Origin of the sequence: Halorussus caseinilyticus (assembly GCF_029338395.1) — an archaeon.
GTDB classification, from domain to species: Archaea; Halobacteriota; Halobacteria; order Halobacteriales; family Haladaptataceae; genus Halorussus; species Halorussus caseinilyticus.
Genome location: NZ_CP119809.1, coordinates 1,377,576 through 1,396,129, shown reverse-complemented (window position 1 = coordinate 1,396,129; position 18,554 = coordinate 1,377,576). Strand labels below are relative to the sequence as shown.

The following is an 18,554-nucleotide window of genomic DNA, read 5'->3' as shown; positions in this document are numbered from 1 at the left end:
CGATGAATCTGAAAGCCCTCTTCGAGGACGACGGCGCGGTCTCGCCGGTCATCGGCGTCATCCTCATGGTGGCGATTACGGTGATTCTGGCGGCCGTCATCGGGACGTTCGTCCTCGGTCTCGGCGACCGAGTGAGTCAGGCCAGTCCGAACTCGCAGTTCACCTTCGAGTACCACACCGACAACCACGGGACGAACTACGCGAACGTCACCCACGACGGCGGTGACGGCGTCGAATCGTCTCAAGTGAACGTTTCGATTGGTGGTAACACGGCCTATAGTCCCGACGGTGCGACGAGTAACTTCGGGACGAACGCGACGTGGAGTAGCAAGTTGACTGCCGGGTCCACGGTAGAGATTAACGACGCCGGAAATCCGAGTAGCATCGAGGACGGCGACGCCGTGAAAGTCATCTGGAAGGCCTCCGGCAGCGACAAGACCGCCGTCATCGGCGAATCCGAGGTCTCGCTCTAACGATGAATCTGAAAGCCCTCTTCGAGGACGACGGCGCGGTCTCGCCGGTCATCGGCGTCATCCTGATGGTGGCGATTACGGTCATCCTCGCGGCCGTCATCGGAACGTTCGTCCTCGGTCTCGGCGACCGAGTGAGTCAGGCCAGTCCGAACTCGAACTTCGCGTTCGAGTACACTGCCGTCGGGAACAACAACGTCGTCAACGTCACCCACGACGGCGGCGACGGCGTGCAGGCGAGTCAGGCGAACGTCTCGGTCGGCGGAACGAACGCCTACGGGACCGACGACGGCGCAGTCAACGGATTCAGCGTCCACGCCGGAAGCGGATGGACCGGCAAGCTAACTGCTGGTTCCCAACTCTCGCTCGACGACAGCGGTAGTGCGACTATCTCCGACGGCCAGACGGTGAAAGTCATCTGGAATGCCGAAGGTAGCGACAAGACCGCCGTCATCGGCGAGTCGGAAGTGGACCTCTAACCCCCGCGCGATTTTCCGCTTTTTCGCGTCGATACCCGTCCTCGACAGTCCCGACTCCGAAGCGGCGGGATAGAAACCTCTACAATTTTTTGGGACAACTATTTATTGCTAAAAGACTCAAAAAAGTTTTCGAAGGCGGCTTACACGCTGTTGGCGTTCGGAAACGAGGTGGTCGCCAGCGTCCTCCACGGCGTCCAGCGCGGGAACCGATTCACGCATAACCACCGGCGCGTTACGCTCCGACGTGAGCGAGACTCGAACGGTCACGTCCCGCGTGGAGTTCGCCCGACTCGCGGGCGAACTCGACGCCCCGGCCCGAATCCCGGTCGAACTCCGCACGGTGGTCGGCGACCCCTACGACGCCTACCGGCGGGCACGCGACGAAGAAGGCGGAGTCTACCTCGAAACCACGGGCGGGCAGGACGGGTGGGGCTACTTTGCCACGGACCCCGAGCGGTGGGTGACGACCGACGCCACGGCCGGGACCCCCGACGGATTCGACGCCTTAGACGGTCTGCTCGCCGACGAGCGACTCGTCCGGGGCGACTGCGCGGTGCCCTACCCCTGCGGCGCGTTCGGGTGGCTATCCTACGACCTCGCCCGCGAGTTGGAGGAGTTGCCCGACGCGACCGACGACGACCGGGGTCTCGCGCGCCTCCAGTTGGGCGTCTACGACCGCGTGGCGGCGTGGCGCGAACCCCGCGAGGGTCCGACCGAACTCCGCGTCACGTGCTGTCCGCGGGTCGAACCCGGCGGCGCGGGTGCGCTCGCGGGGTCGGGCGCGCCCGACCCCGCGAGCGCGTACGACCGCGCGGTCGAACGCGCTCGCGCCCTCGCACGCCGCGCGCTCGAGGGCGACCCGACGACCGAGACCCCGCCCGCCGAAGGCGAGGCGGCGACGTTCCGCAACGAAATCGGCCGCGCGGAGTACGCCGACCGGGTGCGTCGGACCAAGGCGTACGTCCGGGACGGCGAGACGTTTCAGGCCAACGTCTCCCAGCGACTCGTCGCGCCCGCGGCGGTCCACCCCGTCGCGGCGTTCGCGGCGCTCCGGCGGGTCAACCCCGCGCCCTACTCCGCGCTGGTGGAGTTCCCCGGCGTCGATTTGGTCTCGGCCAGTCCCGAACTCCTGATAGACTGCGCGGGCGACCGACTCGTCACCGAACCCATCGCCGGGACGCGACCCCGCGGCGAGACGCCCGCGGCCGACCGCGAACTCGAACGCGAGTTGCTGGACAGCGAGAAGGAACGCGCCGAACACGCGATGCTGGTCGATTTGGAGCGCAACGACCTCGGGAAGGTCTGCGAGTTCGGGTCGGTCGAAGTCCCCGAGTACCGGCGCATCGACCGCTACTCCGAAGTGATGCACACCGTCTCGAAAGTCGAAGGCCGACGCCGCCCGGACGCCTCGGTCGCCGACGCCGTGGCCGCGGTGTTCCCCGGCGGGACCATCACGGGCGCGCCGAAACCCCGGACGATGGAGATTATCGACGAACTCGAATCCACGCGTCGAGGTCCCTACACCGGCGCTATCGGCGTGTTCGGTTTCGACCAGCGCGCGACCCTCAACATGGTCATCCGGACGCTGGTGCGCGCTGGCGACCGGTACTACCTCCGGGTCGGCGCGGGTATCGTCCACGACTCGGACCCCGACGCCGAGTACGACGAGACGCTGGCGAAGGGCCGGGCGCTCGTCCGGGCGATGGACGACGCGCTGGACGACGAGACAGCACTGCGGTTCGAGGACTGAAGTCGAGGTCGGAAACGGGCGGACCAAATCCGAGTCCGAGCGAAGAAACACCGGGATTTCCGAAGCAGATTTAGCAATCTCGAACCAACGTTCCTCACGGAAACCGAACGTCGAACTTCAAGCGATGTCCGTCCTCGTCATCGACAACTACGATTCGTTCGTCTACAACCTCGTCCAGTACGTCGGCCGGTTCGACCCCGACGTGGTGGTCCGGCGCAACAACGCCGTTAGCATCGCGGACGTTCGGGACCTCGACCCCGACGGCATCGTCGTCTCGCCCGGTCCGGGGACGCCCGACGACGCCGGAATCTCCGTCGCGCTGTTCGAGCGCACCGACTACCCGATTCTGGGCGTCTGTCTCGGTCATCAGGCGCTCTGTGCCGCCGAGGGCGCGACGGTCGGTCACGCACCCGAGGTGGTCCACGGCAAGCCCTCGGTCGTGACCCACGACGGCGAGGGCGTCTTCGCGGGTCTGCCCGACCCCTTCGAGGTCGGGCGCTACCACTCGCTGGCGGTCGAACCCGGCGAGGTGCCCGATAGCCTCGAAGTCACCGCCCGGACGGTCGGCGAACGAGACGGTGAGAGAGCGCGAGACGCCCCCGAACGGGTCGTCATGGGCGTGCGCCACCGCGAGCGACCTCACGTCGGGGTCCAGTTCCACCCCGAGAGCATCCTGACCGACGCGGGCGAGCGACTGGTCGAGAACTTCTGCGAGTTCTGTCGGCGCGGCGACTGGTAGGTCCCTACCGACGCTCGGACTCCGCGCGCCGGACGTGTTCGACCCACTCGTCCAGCCACGGGCGACGGCGATACCGGACGGTTCGGCGCTCGGGGTCGTAGGCCACGACGCCGTGGGACTCCAGTTTCGGCAGGTGGGCGTGGTGGAGTTCGACCGCCAGCGAGCGAGCGCCGGACGCGCCCGATTCGCCTTCCGGCGTCCCCTCTCGGACGACTGCCTCCGCCAGCGACGAGAGTTCGACGCTCGTCTCGTCGGCGTCCGCGAGGTGGTAGAGTATCTCCCGGCGGAGCGGGTCGGCGAGGAGTTCGAAGGCGGCGTCGAGTCGCTCGGAGGGTTCCGCTCCCGTGCGCAGGTCTGCGGTGGGAACGGCGTCCGGCGTCGTGTCGCCGGGGTCGGCGTCCGTGGTCCCCGTCTCGGGCGTCGTCTCTGATTTGGTTTCGGTCGAGTCCTTAGACATTAGGGGAGATGTACTAACAGAGTGTACTCGTCCACCGATAAGGAGATTGCATGCACTGTCAGGGTCGCTATCCTATCCGAACGTTAATTCCTCCGTTGGTCCTACTCGGAGACGTGTTTCCCGACATCGCGTACCTCGACTGGATTACCGGGCGACCCGCGCAAGCCGAGTTCGACCTCGGGTCGTCGGACCTCCATCGCGCGCCGCCCGAACCCGGTTCCGTGGTCCCGCCAGCGCTCAGCGCCGCGCCGACGCCCGAGACGACTGTCGAAGCACAACTCGCCGAACTCTACGGCGTCGCCCCCGAGAACGTCCTCGTGACTGCGGGCGCGACCCACGCCAACGTTCTCGCGGCCGCGACTGCGGTCTCGAAGGCCCAAGAGAGAGCAGAGACCGACGAAGACGCCGAGTCCGCGACCGACGAGACCCGCCGCGTGTTGGTCGAGAAACCGGGCTACGAACCCCTTCTGGCGACTCCGGACGGACTAGGCGCGACCGTCGATAGGTTCCGTCGGCCCGCCGAAGAGGGGTACCCCCTCGAACCCGAGCGAGTCGCCGCGGCGACGGTCGAAGACACCGCGCTCGTCACGGTGACGAACCGCCACAACCCGAGCGGTCGCCGGACGGGTCGGGACGTTCTCGCGGAAATCACCCGGCAGGTCGGCGACATGGGCGCGGAGTTGCTGGTAGACGAGGTGTACGCGCCGTTCGACAGTGAGGCCGGAGACGGGCCGTTCGGCGGTCCCACCGCGGCGCGACTCCCGAACACGGTGGTCACGAACTCGCTGACCAAGTTCCTCGGGTTCGGCGACCTGCGAATCGGGTGGTTGGTCGCGGACGCCGACTTCGTGGCCCGCGCCCGGTCGGTCAACCACCACTTCGTCCCCGTGGCGGAACCGAGCAGACGACTGGCCCGCCGCGCCCTCGCGGAGGCCGACCGACTCGCCGCCGAGTCCCGCGAGCGCATCCGGACCAACCGACAGGTCCTCGCCGAGTTCGTCGCGTCCCGCGACGAACTCGGCGGCCGGGTCGAACCGGGGTGTCCCTACGCTTTCCTGCGCCACGAGTCGGTCGGCGGTGACGCCCTCGCGGAGGCGGCGTGGGACGAGGGCGTGCTGGTGGTCCCCGGCCGGTTCTTCGACGACCCCGACGCCGTGCGCGTCGGCGCGTGCCGCGACCCGGCGACGGTCCGGGCGGGTCTCGACCGGTTGGGCGGCGTGCTGGACGCGCTCGAATAGAGATAGCGTGCCTTCGGAAATCTATTGATTTCCGAAGGCACACTATATGTTGCTATGGGGATTCTCCTTCGTGCCGAAAGAGAGGCGTAGGGCTACGCTGACTCGGCGGCTTGGGGTCCGCCGAACAGCGCTCGCAACGCCGCGACGAGTACCGCCAGCGTCATCGAAATCGCCCACAGCACGTTCCCCAGTTCGTGTTCGAAGACCGAGAGGCTGGCGAACGCGAGTCCCGCGAGAACCCCGGCGGCGACGACTCCTTTCAGTATCCGGAAGTTCCTCGTGAGCCAGTTCCCCTGCACCGTGTCCTCGACCTGACTGTTCGAGCTGTCAATAGCGTCGGAAACGTCGGGGATTGGGCGGTGGCGTTCTCGACGTTCGAAACCGCGACTGACGGCGACTTCCGGCGCGCGGCGAGTCGATACGGTCGGAACGCTGACGACCGCGGATGTTTTCGGCGGGTTCTGCCAAAAGTTAAGACCCGGCGAGACAATCGTTGTCCACATGGACGGAACACCGCAGGAGATTACGAATCTCGTCGGACGGGAGGTGTACTCCAACAACGGCGTCTTCGTCGGCGAAGTCGAGGACGTGCGACTGAACGTGGACGCGTGCGCCGTCACCGGACTCGCCCTCGGAGAACTCAACCGCGAGTTGTTCTCGGACGTAGTCGGCAACGAGAACGGCGTGATGATTCCGTATCGGTGGGTACGCGCCGTCGGCGACGTGGTTCTCATCAACGACACCATCGAACGACTCCAGCAACCCGCGGGCGACGACGAGGAAGTCACGGTCTGACTCGGGCGGACGCCGACTGCTCAGTTATCGCCGCTGGTTATCCGTTGGACGACCAACACCGCGACGGCCGAGAGACCCGCCGCGATGACCTCCGTCGGGAGACCGCCGGTCGGGAGTTTGCTTACGAACTCGTCCGAGGACTCCGACTTCGAGACCGTCGATTCGGTAGCTTCTGACTGTGAGACTGTCGATTCGGTAGCCCTTCGAGCGGTTTTCCTCTCGGAAGTGTCCCGCACGGTGGTCGCGGAAACGTCGTCGCTCGCCGTCGTGCGCGTCGCTCTCTCGTCGGACCTCGGAGTCCCGGTCGTCGCAGGCGTTGCCTCCGTGGTCGTGGTACTTTCCGGTGTCGCGGTTTCGCGCTCGAACGGGACTCTCTCGCAGTCGATTTCCCCGCCGCGCGTGAAGTACTTCTCGTCCTTCCCGCTTTCGTGGTAGATGTAGATAATGTCCGACGTGAACGCGTCGGAAACGTCCGCGCGCCGCCCGTTGTCGTAAAAGTCGCCGTCGGGCGTCGAGTAGACGTAGTTCGTCTCGGCCGGACCCGATTCGATGTCTTCCAGTACCCTGACTCGTTCTCGGGCGAGTTCGTCGCCCCAATCGGCGAGGATGTTCCGTATCTGCCCGTCCGTGAACTCGTAGAACAGACAGTCGGTGTCCTGCGCGCTGGCCCGACCCGATTGCAGGGAGACGATTTCGGTCGTGACGACGCCAGCGAGAAGTGTCCGCCGAGATAACTTTCCGTAACTTTCCGAACTCATTCTGTCTCGTTCTGCTTCGAGTATTTCGGATTAGATTAAAATACCTCTGACATTCGTCCGTGTTCGACTGTCACCGGAAAAGAGCGCCGGAACGCGGAACTCCGATTTAGCTTCCGTTCGACCCTTCGCCGCTCTCGACGCCCATCGCGTCGAAGAGCTTTCGCTTGACGGCTTCCTCGGTCAGCGAGAGCAGGGTGTCGCGGTTGTCGTCGGTGGTCTCGATGCCGGTGAAGATGCCGAGCGGAATCTCGACGCTGGCCTGCGTCGAGTGGCCCGCGGCCTCGCCGATTTCGGCGAAGGCGTCCTGAAGCACCTTCCCGATGTTCATCCGGATGTCCTTCGACCGGGCGGCCAGATAGATGGTCTCCTCGGCGATGCCGAAGACGGCCGTCGTCGTGATGCCCTCCAGATTCAGCAGGTGGGAGGCGGCCTGCGTGAGTGCGTCCCGGTCGCGGATGAACCCCGCGTTCGAGACGAGGTGGCTTCCCTGCACCTCGCGATTGGTGATGGCCTCCGCGAGTACGTCCAGCGTCTCGGGCGACATGCTGGGCGACTCGACCTGTTCGAGCGTGTCGTGGTTGGCGAACGGATAGAGGTACGCCGCGGAGGTGAGGTCGGCGGGCGTCGTGTCGCGTTTGAAGTCCAGCGTCTCGGCTCGAATCCCGTAGAGAAGCGCGGTAGCGACCTCCTCGCTGACGTTGAGGTCGAACTCTTGGATGTACTTCGTCATGATGGTGGAGGTCGAACTCACGGACGGCCGGATGTCAACGAAGTCGGCCTCGTACTCCTCGTCGGGTTCGAAGTGGTCGATGAAGATGTCCACCGGCCGGTCGAACGTCGCTTCGGTCGCCTTCGCGTGGTCCACCAGCGCCACGGTGTCGTACTCGTCGGGGTCGGCCTCGGCGTAGGGGAGCAGTTCGATGCCCAGTAGGTTGACGAACGCGCGGTTCTCCTGATGGCCGATGTCGCCGATGTAGAGGATGTCGGCCTCGACGCCGAGGGTGTCGGCGATGGCCTGTAGCGCGACCGCACTGGCGATAGAGTCGGGGTCGGGGTTGTCGTGGGTGACGATAGAGAGACGCTCGTCGGTGTCCTCGATGACCTCCGCGAGCTGTTGGGCCTTGTACTCTAGCTCCCCGGTTTCGAGCGCGCGCAGGGCGGAGTCGGCGATGACTTCCGAGGGGTTGATAACCACGTCTGCGCCCAACTCGGTGAGTTCGTCCTCGGAAACGGGGTCGCTCGCGCGCACGACGATGAACTGTTCGCCGCCGTTCTCCCGGATGTTCTCGACGGCTTCCTTGTTGGTCTCTACGTCCGAGGCGAGGATGAGGATGACCTCGTTGTCGGCGACAGTCTCGTGGAGGTCTTCCTCCCGGATGTCGGCGGTCTGGGCGTTGAGGTCTTGGTCGCGCAGGGCTTCTACGCGGTCGGCGTCCCGGTCGATGATAAGTACGTCTTTGCCCTGCTCGACCAGTTCCTCGGCGACCGCGTGCCCGACGCTACCACAGCCCAAGATAGCGTAGTCGGACATCGAGGAGATGGTAATCCCGGCGCTCATGATACTGTGGCGTAGCTTCGGACCGTACTTAACGTTCCCGGAGAGGTTCTATGCGGAAAATCCGTCGGAGCGCCGACTTCCACCGGGGAGCCGTCGGCCAGTTTCGCGCCGAATCGAAAGGAGTAACACTCCGGCGAAACGGAAACGTATTTACGTCCCACCCGGTAACTTCAGGATGCGTTGGGCCGGTAGCTCAGTTAGGGAGAGCGTCTGACTCTTAATCAGACGGTCAGGGGTTCAAATCCCTTCCGGCCCGTATTCTTTCGCCGCTCGCAACACACCGAGAATCGCGACTGCGGTTCTCGGTAATTACGCGAGCGGCGAGAATCGTTCGACGGAAGGATTTGAAGTAGACGAGACGAAAGCCCGGAATGGCGCGAAGCGCCACACGCCCGGACCGTCTCGGCGTGGTTCAAATCCCTTCCGGCCCGTGATTTTACCGCGAGTTACACCGTGAGGCACTCGTCGGTGTCTCTTCGACCACTGCGTCGGACCGAAAGGTTATACACGCTCTCACTCCGAGAAGCGGAACGTCAATGGCGCAGGAATCGGGGCGGTCTGCGGACGACGAGCGGAATACCCTTCCCATCGAGAGAGGGTTTCCGATAGAGCGGGTGAACGAAATCGCGGCGAAGGAAGGCCGCGCGAAGATTCACTACCGCCCGATTGCCACGATGCACAAGTGGTGGGCGCGCCGCCTCGGATGCGTCTTCCGCACTATCTGTCTCTACGCGCTGGTGGACGACCCAGAGACGGTGAGCGTCCGCGAACCCGGTCGGAACGCCTCGCTCGACAGTTTCGTCGGCGGGACGAGCGACGTGCAACGACTGGTCGAGAGCGTGGACCTCTCGGACCCCGAGTCGCTCTGGGAACTCTACCCGAAGGACGTGCAGGTCGAGGGCAAGAAGATTCTGGACCCCTTCATGGGCGGGGGAACCTCGCTGGTGGAAGCCTCCCGGTTCGGCGTCGAGTCGGTGGGCTACGACCTGAACCCGGTCGCGTGGCTAGTCACGAAGAAGCAACTCGAAGCGGGCCGAACCGACCTCGGCGAGTTGGACGCCGCGTTCGAGAGTGTCGAAGACGACGTGCGCGAGGAGATAACTCGCTACTACCGGACGCCCTGTCCCAACGCCGAGCGCGAGGACCCGAGGGCGGACGACGACCCCGCCGCGGACGACCTCCTCGGTCTGGACGCCGACTTCGAGTACGAGATAGGTGACGACGCCCGCGACGAACTCGCGGCCCACGACCACCACGCCGAGGTGATGTACGAGTTCTGGGTCAAGGAACTCGACTGCGTTTCGTGCGGGACGACCGTTCCCCTCTTCAAGGACTACCGAGTCGCCAGCGGCCGTTACGAGGACGACGGCCGGTACAACGTCTTCTGTCCGGCCTGCGAGTCGGTCGTGGTGGTAGACGACTGGCAGTCCGAATCGACCTGTAGCGAGTGCGGTCACGAGTGGGTCCCCGAACGGGGCACCGTCTCCCGCGGCAGGGAGTACACCTGCACCGACTGCGGGCAACGCTACGCCATCACCGACGCGATACGGGAACAGGGAGGATTCGACCTGCGTCAGTACGCCGTCGAGTACTACTGTGAGACCTGCGACGACCGCGGATTGGACCGGAGCGAGGTGAAAGGCTACAAGTCCGTCGGGGCGTTCGACGAGGCCCTCTACGACGCCGCGGAACAGGCGTGGGAGGAACGCGACGAGTTGCGCGAGTACGTCCCCGACGAGGCGATTCCCGAGGGCCACCTGACCGCCGAGCGCAACCCGATATTCGACCACGGCTACCACGACTGGACGGACATGTTCAACGCGAGACAGCTTCTCTGTCTGTCGTCGCTCCTGCGCTCGATAGACCGCATCGAGGACCGCAACCTCCGGGAGTTGCTCCTGCTGACGTTCTCGGACTCGCTGATGTTCCAGAGTACGTTCACCATCTACAACCTCGCCGCGAACAAGATAGAGGGGACCTTCCGCCTGAACTCGTTCGTGCCGCAGGTCGAAATCGTCGAGAACAACGTCTGGGGGACGCGGGCGGGCAGGGGGACGTTCTCGAACACCTACGAGAAGGTCCGGCGTGCGGTCGAGTACGCCGCGAACCCGACCGAACGCTACGTCTCGGACGGCGAAACCGTCGAGACCCCGCCGTTCGCCAAGCCGATAGGCGACGACGCCAGCGTCTATCAGGGCGACATGCGGACGATAGACGCCGAAGACGAGTACGACGCGGTCATCACGGACCCGCCGTACTACGACAACCTGATGTACTCGGAGGTGTCGGACTACTTCTACGTCTGGCAGAAGCTCCTGCTCGAAGACGAGTACGACTGGTTCGAGTACGACAAAACCCCGCGTGCCGAGTCCATCGTCACGAACCCGTTCCTCGACAAGACCACCGAGGACTTCGAGTCGGAACTCCACGAGGCGTTCACGGTCATCCATCGGGCGCTGAAAGACGACGGGGTGCTGGCGTTCACGTACCACCACAGCGATTCGGAATCGTGGGGCGAACTCCTCGCGGCCCTCTGTGACGTTGGCTTCGAAGTCACCGCGACGGCCCCCGTCTCGGCCGACAGCAACAAGTTCATCTCGGGCGAAGCGGTCGAGTTCGACATCGTTATCGTCGCGCGTCCCGCCGACGAACGCGAACCCATCTCGTGGAACTCCCTGCGACGGCGAATCTACCGGACCGCCGAGGAGACCCGCGAGCGCCTCGAAACCGACCGCAACCTCGCGCAGGGCGACATCGGCGTCGTGGAGATGGGCCGGTGTTTCCACGAGTACTCCAAACACCACGGCGAGGTCCGGCGCGCGGGGGACATCATGACCGCCAAGGAAGTCGTCGAGGAAATCTACGGCGTCGTCCAGCACGGGAGCGACATCGGCGAAATCGACCTCTTCTTGGACTTGCTGGAGGTCCCCGACCCCACCTTCGACGACCTGAACAAACTCGCCCGCGGAACCGACGCCACCCCCGAGCAACTGGAAGACGCCCGCCTCTACCGGACCGAGGACGGCGACTTCCGACTCGGGACGTGGGACGACGACAAGCGCATCGCCTACCTCCGAGACCGGGTGGAGAGCGACCGGGACGGGGACGGCGCGGACCTCACGGACCTCGACAAGGCCCAGTTCCTGCGCTATCGGTGGGAACACGACAAGTCGCTCGCGGAGTACGTAGACCGCTGGTCAGTCACCGACGACCTGCGGGCGTTGTGCGAGGGACTGGCCGACGCCACCGGCGACGACGCCTACCGGAAGCTTCTGGAAGCGCGGTTGGGCGAGTTCGAGTAGCGGGTCGCGCGAAACCGAGACGGACTGCGTTCGATGTTCTCGCGAAGTAAGAAGATATATACCATCCTACTGTTTCGCTTCTCAGCATGTCGAACGGTCGGATTTCCCGCGACGTTCTCAACCGAACATTCGAGGACGCCCTCGACCCGCACGTCGAGCGTAGTTCGGGGCCGGACGAAAAGCCGCTCGAACTCGAACTGTCGCCGCCACTCCCCGAGAAACTCCGGGTCTACCTCTACAGTCTGACGGACTCTACGCGGGGAAACGAGTACAACGTTCAGGTCATAGTGTCTTCGTGGGACGGGGATGGGGGGTCGTTAGACGACTCGGGGGACTACTTCGTCGTTCTCGCGGGATACAACGAGGAAAAAGACGTATTCGCGCTGTGGGACGCCGACCTCCGGCGGGAGTTCTCGTACTCCGAGACGGTGCAAATAAAGGAAAAAACACTCGACGGAGCCGTCGAGAACGGAATCGAGACGCAGATTCGGGACTTAAAAAAGAGACCGGAAAAGGAAGTCGCAATCGCGGCGACCCCCGACTCGCTCCGGGAGGCCATCGTCCGGCGCGCGCGCCGCGAACACGTCCGGTCGCTCGCCGACGAGCATCTTCCCGACGATTGGAACGACTCGCCGTCGAAACACTACCAGATAGAGGAGGTCGTCCTGCGATTTCTGCTAGACGACCGAGAAGACCTCACGACCGAGGAACGCCGGTTACTCGTCCAACAGTCGGTAGCCGACGACCTTAACGTGAATCTCAGTACTATACAGGACAAGTGCGGCCGGAAACTGTATCGGGACGAAGACGGGACCGATTATCACCCCGACTACTTCGACTCCGACCTCGAAGCAATCGAGGGCGACTGGGAGGCCAGCGACGACCCGTGGCAGGGGTGGGACGCGGGCGAGGCCGACGCTTCCACCGCGGACGCCGCCACTCTTGAGGCGACCGACGCCTCCGGTATGGACGACACCGCCGCGAAAACCGACTCGGAACCGGACTGGGGAAGTTGGGACCTCCCACGGGACGCGTTCGAGACGGTCGAAGGCCCGCCAACCGCCGAGAGGCTACACTTCCCCGCCGAAGACGACGAACCGCCCGTCACCCACCAGATTCACGACGCACTTCGGAGCGGCAAGCACGTCGTCCTGACGGGGCCGCCGGGGTCGGGCAAGACCGAACTCGCCGAAGTCGTCTGCGACCACTACGTCGGCGACGACTACGAGTTGGCCACCGCGACCGACGACTGGACCACCTTCGACACCATCGGCGGGTACCGCCAACAGCGCGACGACGGCCGACTCGAGTTCGAACCCGGCGTCTTCCTGCGGCGCTTTCTCGACCCCGGCTTGCGGAAGGCCGACGCCGAACCCGAACCCGAAAACGAGTGGCTGGTAATCGACGAACTCAACCGCGCCGACATCGACAAGGCCTTCGGGTCGCTGTTCTCGGCGCTGACGGGGAACAACGTCACCCTCCCGTTCGACACCGAAGGCGGGTCGGTCACGCTCCACGGCGACCCCGACGACGACCCGCCCGTGACCGACCACGACTACTACGTCCCCGACGACTGGCGACTGCTGGCCACGATGAACACCGACGACAAGTCGTCGCTCTATCGCCTGAGTTACGCGTTCATGCGCCGGTTCGCCTTCGTCTCCGTGCCGGTCCCGACCGAGGCCGACGAGATTTCGCCCGAACTCGTCGGCGAGTACTTCGACCACTGGGACACCGAACTCCCCGACGAGGACGCCATCGGCGCGGACGGAGACGACCTCGAAACGCGACTCCGCGATGACCTCGCGGACATCTGGTCGGCGGTCCAAGCGGTCCGTCCGGTCGGTCCGGCGCTGGTGGAGGACGTGCTGAACCACGCCGTCCAGACGATGGAGGCCCGCGGCGTCGTGGAGTACGGCCCCGCAGTCGCGGCCCACGTCCTCCCGCAACTCGACGGCGTTCGCGGCGACGAGATAGACGACCTGCTCGGCGAGATGGAGACCGTGGAGGGGTTCGACCGCGCCAGCGCCGAGCGGTTCGCCGAGGACTTCCTCGACGCCGACCTGAGCGATGAGTGAGAAACCCGACAGGGACCGCCTCGTCGAGGAGACCGCGCGGTACCTCGTCAGTTACGTCGGCCGAGTGGCGAGTATCCGGCGGTTCCTCGACGGTCTCGACCCGATGGTCCGCATCGAGGGCCTGACCGAGTTGCTCGAATATCGCTTCCTGCGGACCGGTAACCTCGGGTCGGAGGGTCTCACCGACCGCGCCGAGTTGGACCTCGACGCCCGAGAGACCGCCGGAATCACCGACGGGGAGGGCGAACCGGTCGGCGTGCTGGACTTCGTTGCCCTTCTGCCCCACCGCCTCCGGTCGCTCGAACCGACGGTTCGCCAGCGCCTCGACACCTTCGAGGGGGAGGTCCGGGGCCACGTCGATTGGAACCGGACGGTCAAGCGTCGGCGCGCGACCGGCGACGTTCGGGGTCAGAGTTTCGTCTGTCGGGTCCCGAACCGGAGCGTCGTCACGTCGAGAAACAAGGTACTCGTGGAACTGTTGGCGACCATCAAGCGGGTCTACGAGCGATTCGACCGGAACTTCACGGGCGACGACGAGTCGGACCGGCCGGGATGGTTCTCGGAGTGGGCACCCGGCGCTCGCGCCCGGAGAATCGTCCGGTCGGCGCTGGAGAACGCCCACCTCGACAACTTCGACGCCGAGTCGGTGTCGGTCTCGGACCGCGAACTCGCCGCCGTCCTCGGCGACCGCAACCCCCTCTACCGGGAGGCCGCCGCCCTGCTCGAGGACTACCGGCGCATCACGGGGGGCGACCTCCGGGAGGAAGACGCCAAGCGACTGCTCTCGATGGAGGTGTTCGAACCGGACGACGACGACGTGACGAACCCGGACCTCTTCGAGTTGTACTGGATTTTCCGAATCGTGGACGAGTTCGAGAACTCGCGCCTGCGCCAGATAGACGCGAAGGGCCGCGAGGAGTTCGTCGCCGCGTGGGAGGGCGGCGGGAAGGAGTATCTCCTGTTCAACGACTGGAAGGGCACCCACCAGTGGACCGACGACGACGAGGAGCGCGAGTACGTCGAAATCACCCTCCCGGAGTACCCCGACGGCGAGGCGTATCCGAGCGACGACGACCCCCGGCCGACGCTCCGGAGCGGGTACCTCCTGCGCTACACCCAACAGATTCGCGCGGAGGCCTTCGACTACGACGCCGACCGGAAGTATCCCGACATTGCGTTACTCCGCCTCGACACGACGGCCGAGCAAGCCACGCTGGAGAAACTGTTTCTCGCCGAAGTGAAACACAGCGTCGGGAGGGGTCGCTTGCGCGAAAAGGCACAGCAACTGCTGACCTACGGGTGTTACGCGAAAGTCGGCGAAGACCTTCGAATCGACCGCGACGCCGACAGCGAGTTCGTCGCCAGCGACCCCGACGTGGTGGCGTCCCCGGAGGTGGAACTGGGCTACTTCGTCGGCGCGTCGGAGTCGGTCGAGGACGTGGAACTCGACGGGATTCAGGTGAAGGGGTTCGGCGACGACCCGGAACTCCCGTTCGCGGACTGAACGTCGGAAAGTCCCGAGCGTTCCGGAGCGTGGGATTTTTGACTCCGCCGACCGACATCCCCGCCCGCGATGTCGGACTTCGAGACTTACACCTGCGAGAACTGCGGTACCGACTTCAAAGCGCACGAGAGCGCGAACGCCGCGGAGAACGCCTACTGTAGTCCGAAGTGCCAGACCAGCAGTTGAAGTCGGCGGCTGGCTCGTCGTTTCGTTTTTTGTCAGGGTTCGGTTCGTATTCGGAGAGACCGCAGAAATTGATGGGACAGCAACGTCCTCGAAAGCCCTCGCGCGGTTCGCGGTCGCACAGCAACATATCCTCGACTCACCTTCGCTTCGCTCGGTTCGTCTCGGATAGGGGTCGCTGAGACGACCACGTAAACGCGAACCGCGCTCGCCCTTTCATTCCACCAGGAATGTTGATTGTGGCACCGAGCGAAGCAGATTTGTCAGGGTCGTCTAACCCTCACTCCTGACTCGGTTCCGGGTGTTTATTCGCTGGGACTGTAGTTCGGCGCTTCGTCGGTAATCATCACGTCGTGGGGGTGGCCCTCGGTCTGGCCCGCCGAGGAGACCCGGACGAACTCGCTACGTTGCTTGAACGCCGGAATCGTTTCCGCGCCGACGTAGCCCATGCCCGACTGCATCCCGCCGACGAGTTGGTGAAGTTCGCTTTCGAGGCTCCCCTTGTAGGGTTCGGCCGCCTCGACGCCCTCGGGGACGTACTCCTCGTCCTCGTCGGGTTCGTCCTTGAGGTAGCGGTCGCCGTCGCCCGACTGCATCGCGCCGACCGACCCCATGCCGCGGTACTGCTTGTACTTTTTGCCGTCCACGGTGATGACCCGGCCCGGCGCTTCGTCGGTGCCCGCGAAGTACGACCCGAGCATCACCGCGTCAGCGCCCGCGGCGATTGCTTTGATGGCGTCGCCCGAGTATCGGATGCCGCCGTCGGCGATGACCGGCACGTCCTCGTCGGCGGCAACGTCGGCGACTTCCGCGATGGCCGTAATCTGGGGCATGCCCGCGCCGGAGACGACTCGCGTCGTGCAGATGGACCCCGGTCCGATGCCGACCTTGATGCCGTCGGCGAAGTCCACCACGTCCTCGGCGGCCTCTCGGGTTCCGACGTTGCCGACCACCACGTCGGCCTCGACGGACTCCTGAATCTCGCGCGCGCCGTCGATGACGTTGAGGTTGTGCGCGTGCGCACAGTCGATAAAGAGTACGTCCGCACCCGCCTCGTCCACGGTGACTGCGCGGTCGGTCTCGAAGGGACCGACGGCCACGCCGACGCGCAGGTGGCCGCCCTCGTCGCGGGCGGCGTTGCCGTACTCCCTGCGCTGGAGGATGCCCTGCATCGTGACGAGTCCGGTCAGGTGGCCGTCGTCGTCAACGATGGGGACGCGCTCGATTTTGTGTTCGTACATGAGTTCGAGGGCTTCGCGGGCGGTCACGTCCTCGCCCGCGGTGACAACTTCGTCGGTCATCGCCTCGCGCACCTCGTCGCTCTCGCCGACTTCGAGGTAGGGTCGGATGTCGGTGCCCGAGATGATGCCCAACACGTCGCCCTCCTCGTCGGTGACGGGCGCGCCCGAGACGCCCTTTCGCTCCATCATCGTGTCCACCTCGCGGACGGTCTGGTCGGGGTCGGCCGTCACCACGTCGCGGATGACGAGTTCGTCCGCGCGCTTGACGCGTTCGACCTCGGCGGCGGCCTCGTCAACGTCCAGATTACGGTGGAGGACGCCGAGTCCGCCCTGTCGGGCCATGGCGATAGCCATCTCGCTCTCGGTCACGGTGTCCATCGCGGCCGAGAGAATCGGGACGTTGACCTCGACGTTGGTCGAGACGCGGGTCGAAACGTCGGCCTCGTCGGGTTCGACGCGACTCTCCTTCGGTCGCAAAAGTACGTCGTCGAAGGTCAGTGCCTCGGGCACGCGGAGCTTGTCGGTGAACTGGCCTCTCCGCTGAGAGTCTTTTTCCATGTAAGGCGAAGGTCTCGCCCCGTGAAAAATGTTGCGAGATGTTGCACGTTTCGATACCCCATACCTCCAACATGTGCATGGTCGTGCAACGGTGACTCACGATTCGGAAGCCGAGACCACCGAACGAATCGTAGATTATGGCGGGTGTAAATCTACGATATTAATCCTACAGCAAGTAGTGTTCCTATTTATAATTGTTGTCTGAGGTTGTCTCTCACGCAACGTTTATACTCGAAACCCGATTTGTAACGTGTATGGACTCTACCAGTCCCACCGCCGCGCGTACTGCAGGTCAGACGATGGCTACCTCCGGTAGCTCCTGCAAACCGATTTTTGCGCTGGCATTCCTTACACTGGTAGAGAATACATTCGTGGGACGGCGATGGACTCTCGGAAACGGCGACCATCGCAGGTACCGCGACTATCACCACCGTTCGGCCGATGGACACGGCCACGCCAGTTAGTGTTCCATGAGTAGTTCACAACATCCGGTCGCTCTTCGCCTAGAGCAACAGGTAGGTGGCGCGACCAAGTTGCTGGCGACCGTCATGGGTCTGCCGCTGGTAGACGGTATCTTCCCGGCGCTCGTCCTCGCGGGCGGCGTCGAGACGCTCGCGGGCGTCCTTCAAGTCGGCCTGCTGGTCTTCGGCGGGAGCGCGACCGTCGCGGTCATCCTCGCCGAGATGGACGGCACGCCCCGCGAACAGGCGGCGTCGGTGCTGGTAGTCGGCGTCGGCATCGTCGCCGTCGCCGCCGTCGAAGCGGCGTTCGCGCCGACCATCGAGAGCGTGCTTCACACCGAGACGTTCGAGCGATTCGCCGCGCTCGTCATGCTGGCCATCGCCGCCAAGACCGCGAGTTCGCGGGTCGGCGAGTATCTGCCCCGCCCGGCGGTCATCGTCGGCTTGGGCATGATAGCCAGCTTCCAGCCCTCGGGATTCACCGTGGCGACGGTCGATCACGCGCTCATCCTGAAGGCGACTGCGGCGGCCGGGTCCGGCGTCGCGTTCGCGCTGGCCGTCGCGCTGACCTCGCCGTGGCTTCGCGGTGTCGTGGACATAGACCGCTTCCGGTTCGGGAGCGCCGTCGCGCTGGGCGTCCTGCCGCTGAGTCTGCTCGGGTTCGCGCCCGGACGCGCGCCGCTGGCGGTCCTCGCCGTCACCAGTCTGCTCGCGTTCGACCCCAACTCGGCCGAGGAAGCCGAACCCGACGAGACCGACGAGGACGACGAGACGACCGCCGCCGCGGAAGCGATGGCGGCCGAAATCTCGAACCCCGCCGACCCCTCGAACCCCGCCGGTTCGCAGGCGGTCGCTACCGATGGCTCGGGCGGGTCCGAGTCCGACGACGCGGGCTACGGCTACCCCGGCGAGGAAGACGGCGACGAGCGCGAACCGTGGCTGTGAGGCCGCGCGCGAACCGAAACTGACTGCTTCTGACTCCT

The 18,554-nt window shown here is 65.0% G+C and carries 16 protein-coding genes and 1 tRNA gene; 12 read left to right on the top strand and 5 right to left on the bottom strand.

Annotated features, from left to right (window positions below; translation table 11 throughout):
* Positions 1-2 precede the first annotated feature (2 nt).
* The 4 genes from P2T60_RS07105 to P2T60_RS07090 all read left to right on the top strand — a co-directional run bounded on the left by P2T60_RS07105 (position 3) and on the right by P2T60_RS07090 (position 3,438).
* The gene (locus P2T60_RS07105) at positions 3-473 is read left to right on the top strand and encodes a type IV pilin N-terminal domain-containing protein (RefSeq protein ID WP_276281851.1); all 471 of its coding nucleotides are present in this window, start codon (positions 3-5) and stop codon (positions 471-473) included.
* Between the two features lie 2 nt (positions 474-475).
* On the top strand, positions 476-949 hold the full coding sequence (locus P2T60_RS07100) for a type IV pilin N-terminal domain-containing protein (RefSeq protein WP_276281850.1): 474 nt from the start codon (positions 476-478) through the stop codon (positions 947-949).
* A gap of 244 nt (positions 950-1,193) precedes the next feature.
* Positions 1,194-2,699, top strand: a complete 1,506-nt coding sequence (locus P2T60_RS07095) for an anthranilate synthase component I family protein (protein WP_382209598.1) — start codon at positions 1,194-1,196, stop codon at positions 2,697-2,699.
* Positions 2,700-2,823: 124 nt separating this feature from the next.
* Entirely contained in the window at positions 2,824-3,438 is a 615-nt protein-coding gene (locus P2T60_RS07090) for an anthranilate synthase component II (RefSeq protein WP_276281849.1), read from the top strand.
* A 4-nt stretch (positions 3,439-3,442) separates the two neighbouring features.
* Here the strand turns inward: P2T60_RS07090 and P2T60_RS07085 are convergent, their stop codons facing one another.
* Positions 3,443-3,895 carry a DUF7344 domain-containing protein gene (locus P2T60_RS07085; RefSeq protein ID WP_276281848.1) on the bottom strand — a complete coding sequence of 151 codons (453 nt, stop codon included), beginning with the start codon at positions 3,893-3,895 and terminating at the stop codon, positions 3,443-3,445.
* A gap of 113 nt (positions 3,896-4,008) precedes the next feature.
* Between P2T60_RS07085 and P2T60_RS07080 the strand changes: the two genes are divergently transcribed.
* On the top strand, positions 4,009-5,133 hold the full coding sequence (locus P2T60_RS07080) for a pyridoxal phosphate-dependent aminotransferase (protein ID WP_276281847.1): 1,125 nt from the start codon (positions 4,009-4,011) through the stop codon (positions 5,131-5,133).
* A 92-nt stretch (positions 5,134-5,225) separates the two neighbouring features.
* Here P2T60_RS07080 and P2T60_RS07075 read toward each other — a convergent pair whose 3' ends face one another.
* Entirely contained in the window at positions 5,226-5,432 is a 207-nt protein-coding gene (locus P2T60_RS07075) for a hypothetical protein (RefSeq protein ID WP_276281846.1), read from the bottom strand.
* 202 nt (positions 5,433-5,634) lie between these two features.
* Between P2T60_RS07075 and P2T60_RS07070 the strand changes: the two genes are divergently transcribed.
* Positions 5,635-5,928: a PRC-barrel domain-containing protein gene (locus P2T60_RS07070; RefSeq protein ID WP_276281845.1), complete on the top strand. Its 294-nt coding sequence runs from the start codon at positions 5,635-5,637 to the stop codon at positions 5,926-5,928.
* Positions 5,929-5,948: 20 nt separating this feature from the next.
* Here the strand turns inward: P2T60_RS07070 and P2T60_RS07065 are convergent, their stop codons facing one another.
* On the bottom strand, positions 5,949-6,686 hold the full coding sequence (locus tag P2T60_RS07065; protein WP_276281844.1) for a hypothetical protein: 738 nt from the start codon (positions 6,684-6,686) through the stop codon (positions 5,949-5,951).
* 106 nt (positions 6,687-6,792) lie between these two features.
* Positions 6,793-8,244, bottom strand: a complete 1,452-nt coding sequence (locus tag P2T60_RS07060) for a DHH family phosphoesterase (protein WP_276281843.1) — start codon at positions 8,242-8,244, stop codon at positions 6,793-6,795.
* 182 nt (positions 8,245-8,426) lie between these two features.
* Here P2T60_RS07060 and P2T60_RS07055 point away from each other — a divergent pair.
* From P2T60_RS07055 to P2T60_RS07040, 4 genes are all read left to right on the top strand, one after another.
* A tRNA-Lys gene (locus P2T60_RS07055) sits at positions 8,427-8,500 on the top strand.
* Between the two features lie 280 nt (positions 8,501-8,780).
* A complete protein-coding gene (locus P2T60_RS07050; RefSeq protein WP_276281842.1) occupies positions 8,781-11,546 on the top strand; it encodes a DUF1156 domain-containing protein in 2,766 nt (921 codons plus the stop codon).
* A gap of 86 nt (positions 11,547-11,632) precedes the next feature.
* Positions 11,633-13,624 (top strand): AAA family ATPase, encoded by a 1,992-nt coding sequence (locus P2T60_RS07045; RefSeq protein WP_276281841.1) that lies wholly within the window; start codon positions 11,633-11,635, stop codon positions 13,622-13,624.
* Positions 13,617-15,128 carry a hypothetical protein gene (locus P2T60_RS07040; protein ID WP_276281840.1) on the top strand — a complete coding sequence of 504 codons (1,512 nt, stop codon included), beginning with the start codon at positions 13,617-13,619 and terminating at the stop codon, positions 15,126-15,128. Before P2T60_RS07045 ends, P2T60_RS07040 begins: the two co-directional genes overlap by 8 nt.
* A gap of 488 nt (positions 15,129-15,616) precedes the next feature.
* Here P2T60_RS07040 and guaB read toward each other — a convergent pair whose 3' ends face one another.
* A complete protein-coding gene (guaB, locus tag P2T60_RS07035) occupies positions 15,617-17,110 on the bottom strand; it encodes an IMP dehydrogenase (protein ID WP_276281839.1) in 1,494 nt (497 codons plus the stop codon).
* Between the two features lie 254 nt (positions 17,111-17,364).
* Between guaB and P2T60_RS21960 the strand changes: the two genes are divergently transcribed.
* Both P2T60_RS21960 and P2T60_RS07030 read left to right on the top strand, forming a co-directional pair.
* The gene (locus P2T60_RS21960; protein ID WP_465261657.1) at positions 17,365-17,574 is read left to right on the top strand and encodes a DUF8099 family protein; all 210 of its coding nucleotides are present in this window, start codon (positions 17,365-17,367) and stop codon (positions 17,572-17,574) included.
* 6 nt (positions 17,575-17,580) lie between these two features.
* Complete coding sequence (locus P2T60_RS07030) at positions 17,581-18,516, top strand: DUF5794 domain-containing protein (RefSeq protein ID WP_276281838.1); 936 nt, start codon at positions 17,581-17,583, stop codon at positions 18,514-18,516.
* Positions 18,517-18,554 lie beyond the last annotated feature (38 nt).

Bases quoted from the DNA above. Each gene is read 5' to 3' on its own strand.
- P2T60_RS07045 (WP_276281841.1), top strand. From the start codon at position 11,633: ATGTCGAACGGTCGGATTTCCCGCGACGTTCTCAACCGAACATTCGAG.
- P2T60_RS07065 (WP_276281844.1), bottom strand. From the start codon at position 6,686: ATGAGTTCGGAAAGTTACGGAAAGTTATCTCGGCGGACACTTCTCGCT.
- P2T60_RS07050 (WP_276281842.1), top strand. From the start codon at position 8,781: ATGGCGCAGGAATCGGGGCGGTCTGCGGACGACGAGCGGAATACCCTT.
- P2T60_RS07060 (WP_276281843.1), bottom strand. From the start codon at position 8,244: ATGAGCGCCGGGATTACCATCTCCTCGATGTCCGACTACGCTATCTTG.
- P2T60_RS07085 (WP_276281848.1), bottom strand. From the start codon at position 3,895: ATGTCTAAGGACTCGACCGAAACCAAATCAGAGACGACGCCCGAGACG.
- P2T60_RS07100 (WP_276281850.1), top strand. From the start codon at position 476: ATGAATCTGAAAGCCCTCTTCGAGGACGACGGCGCGGTCTCGCCGGTC.
- P2T60_RS07105 (WP_276281851.1), top strand. From the start codon at position 3: ATGAATCTGAAAGCCCTCTTCGAGGACGACGGCGCGGTCTCGCCGGTC.
- guaB (WP_276281839.1), bottom strand. From the start codon at position 17,110: ATGGAAAAAGACTCTCAGCGGAGAGGCCAGTTCACCGACAAGCTCCGC.
- P2T60_RS07070 (WP_276281845.1), top strand. From the start codon at position 5,635: ATGGACGGAACACCGCAGGAGATTACGAATCTCGTCGGACGGGAGGTG.
- P2T60_RS21960 (WP_465261657.1), top strand. From the start codon at position 17,365: ATGGACTCTACCAGTCCCACCGCCGCGCGTACTGCAGGTCAGACGATG.
- P2T60_RS07090 (WP_276281849.1), top strand. From the start codon at position 2,824: ATGTCCGTCCTCGTCATCGACAACTACGATTCGTTCGTCTACAACCTC.
- P2T60_RS07030 (WP_276281838.1), top strand. From the start codon at position 17,581: ATGAGTAGTTCACAACATCCGGTCGCTCTTCGCCTAGAGCAACAGGTA.
- P2T60_RS07040 (WP_276281840.1), top strand. From the start codon at position 13,617: ATGAGTGAGAAACCCGACAGGGACCGCCTCGTCGAGGAGACCGCGCGG.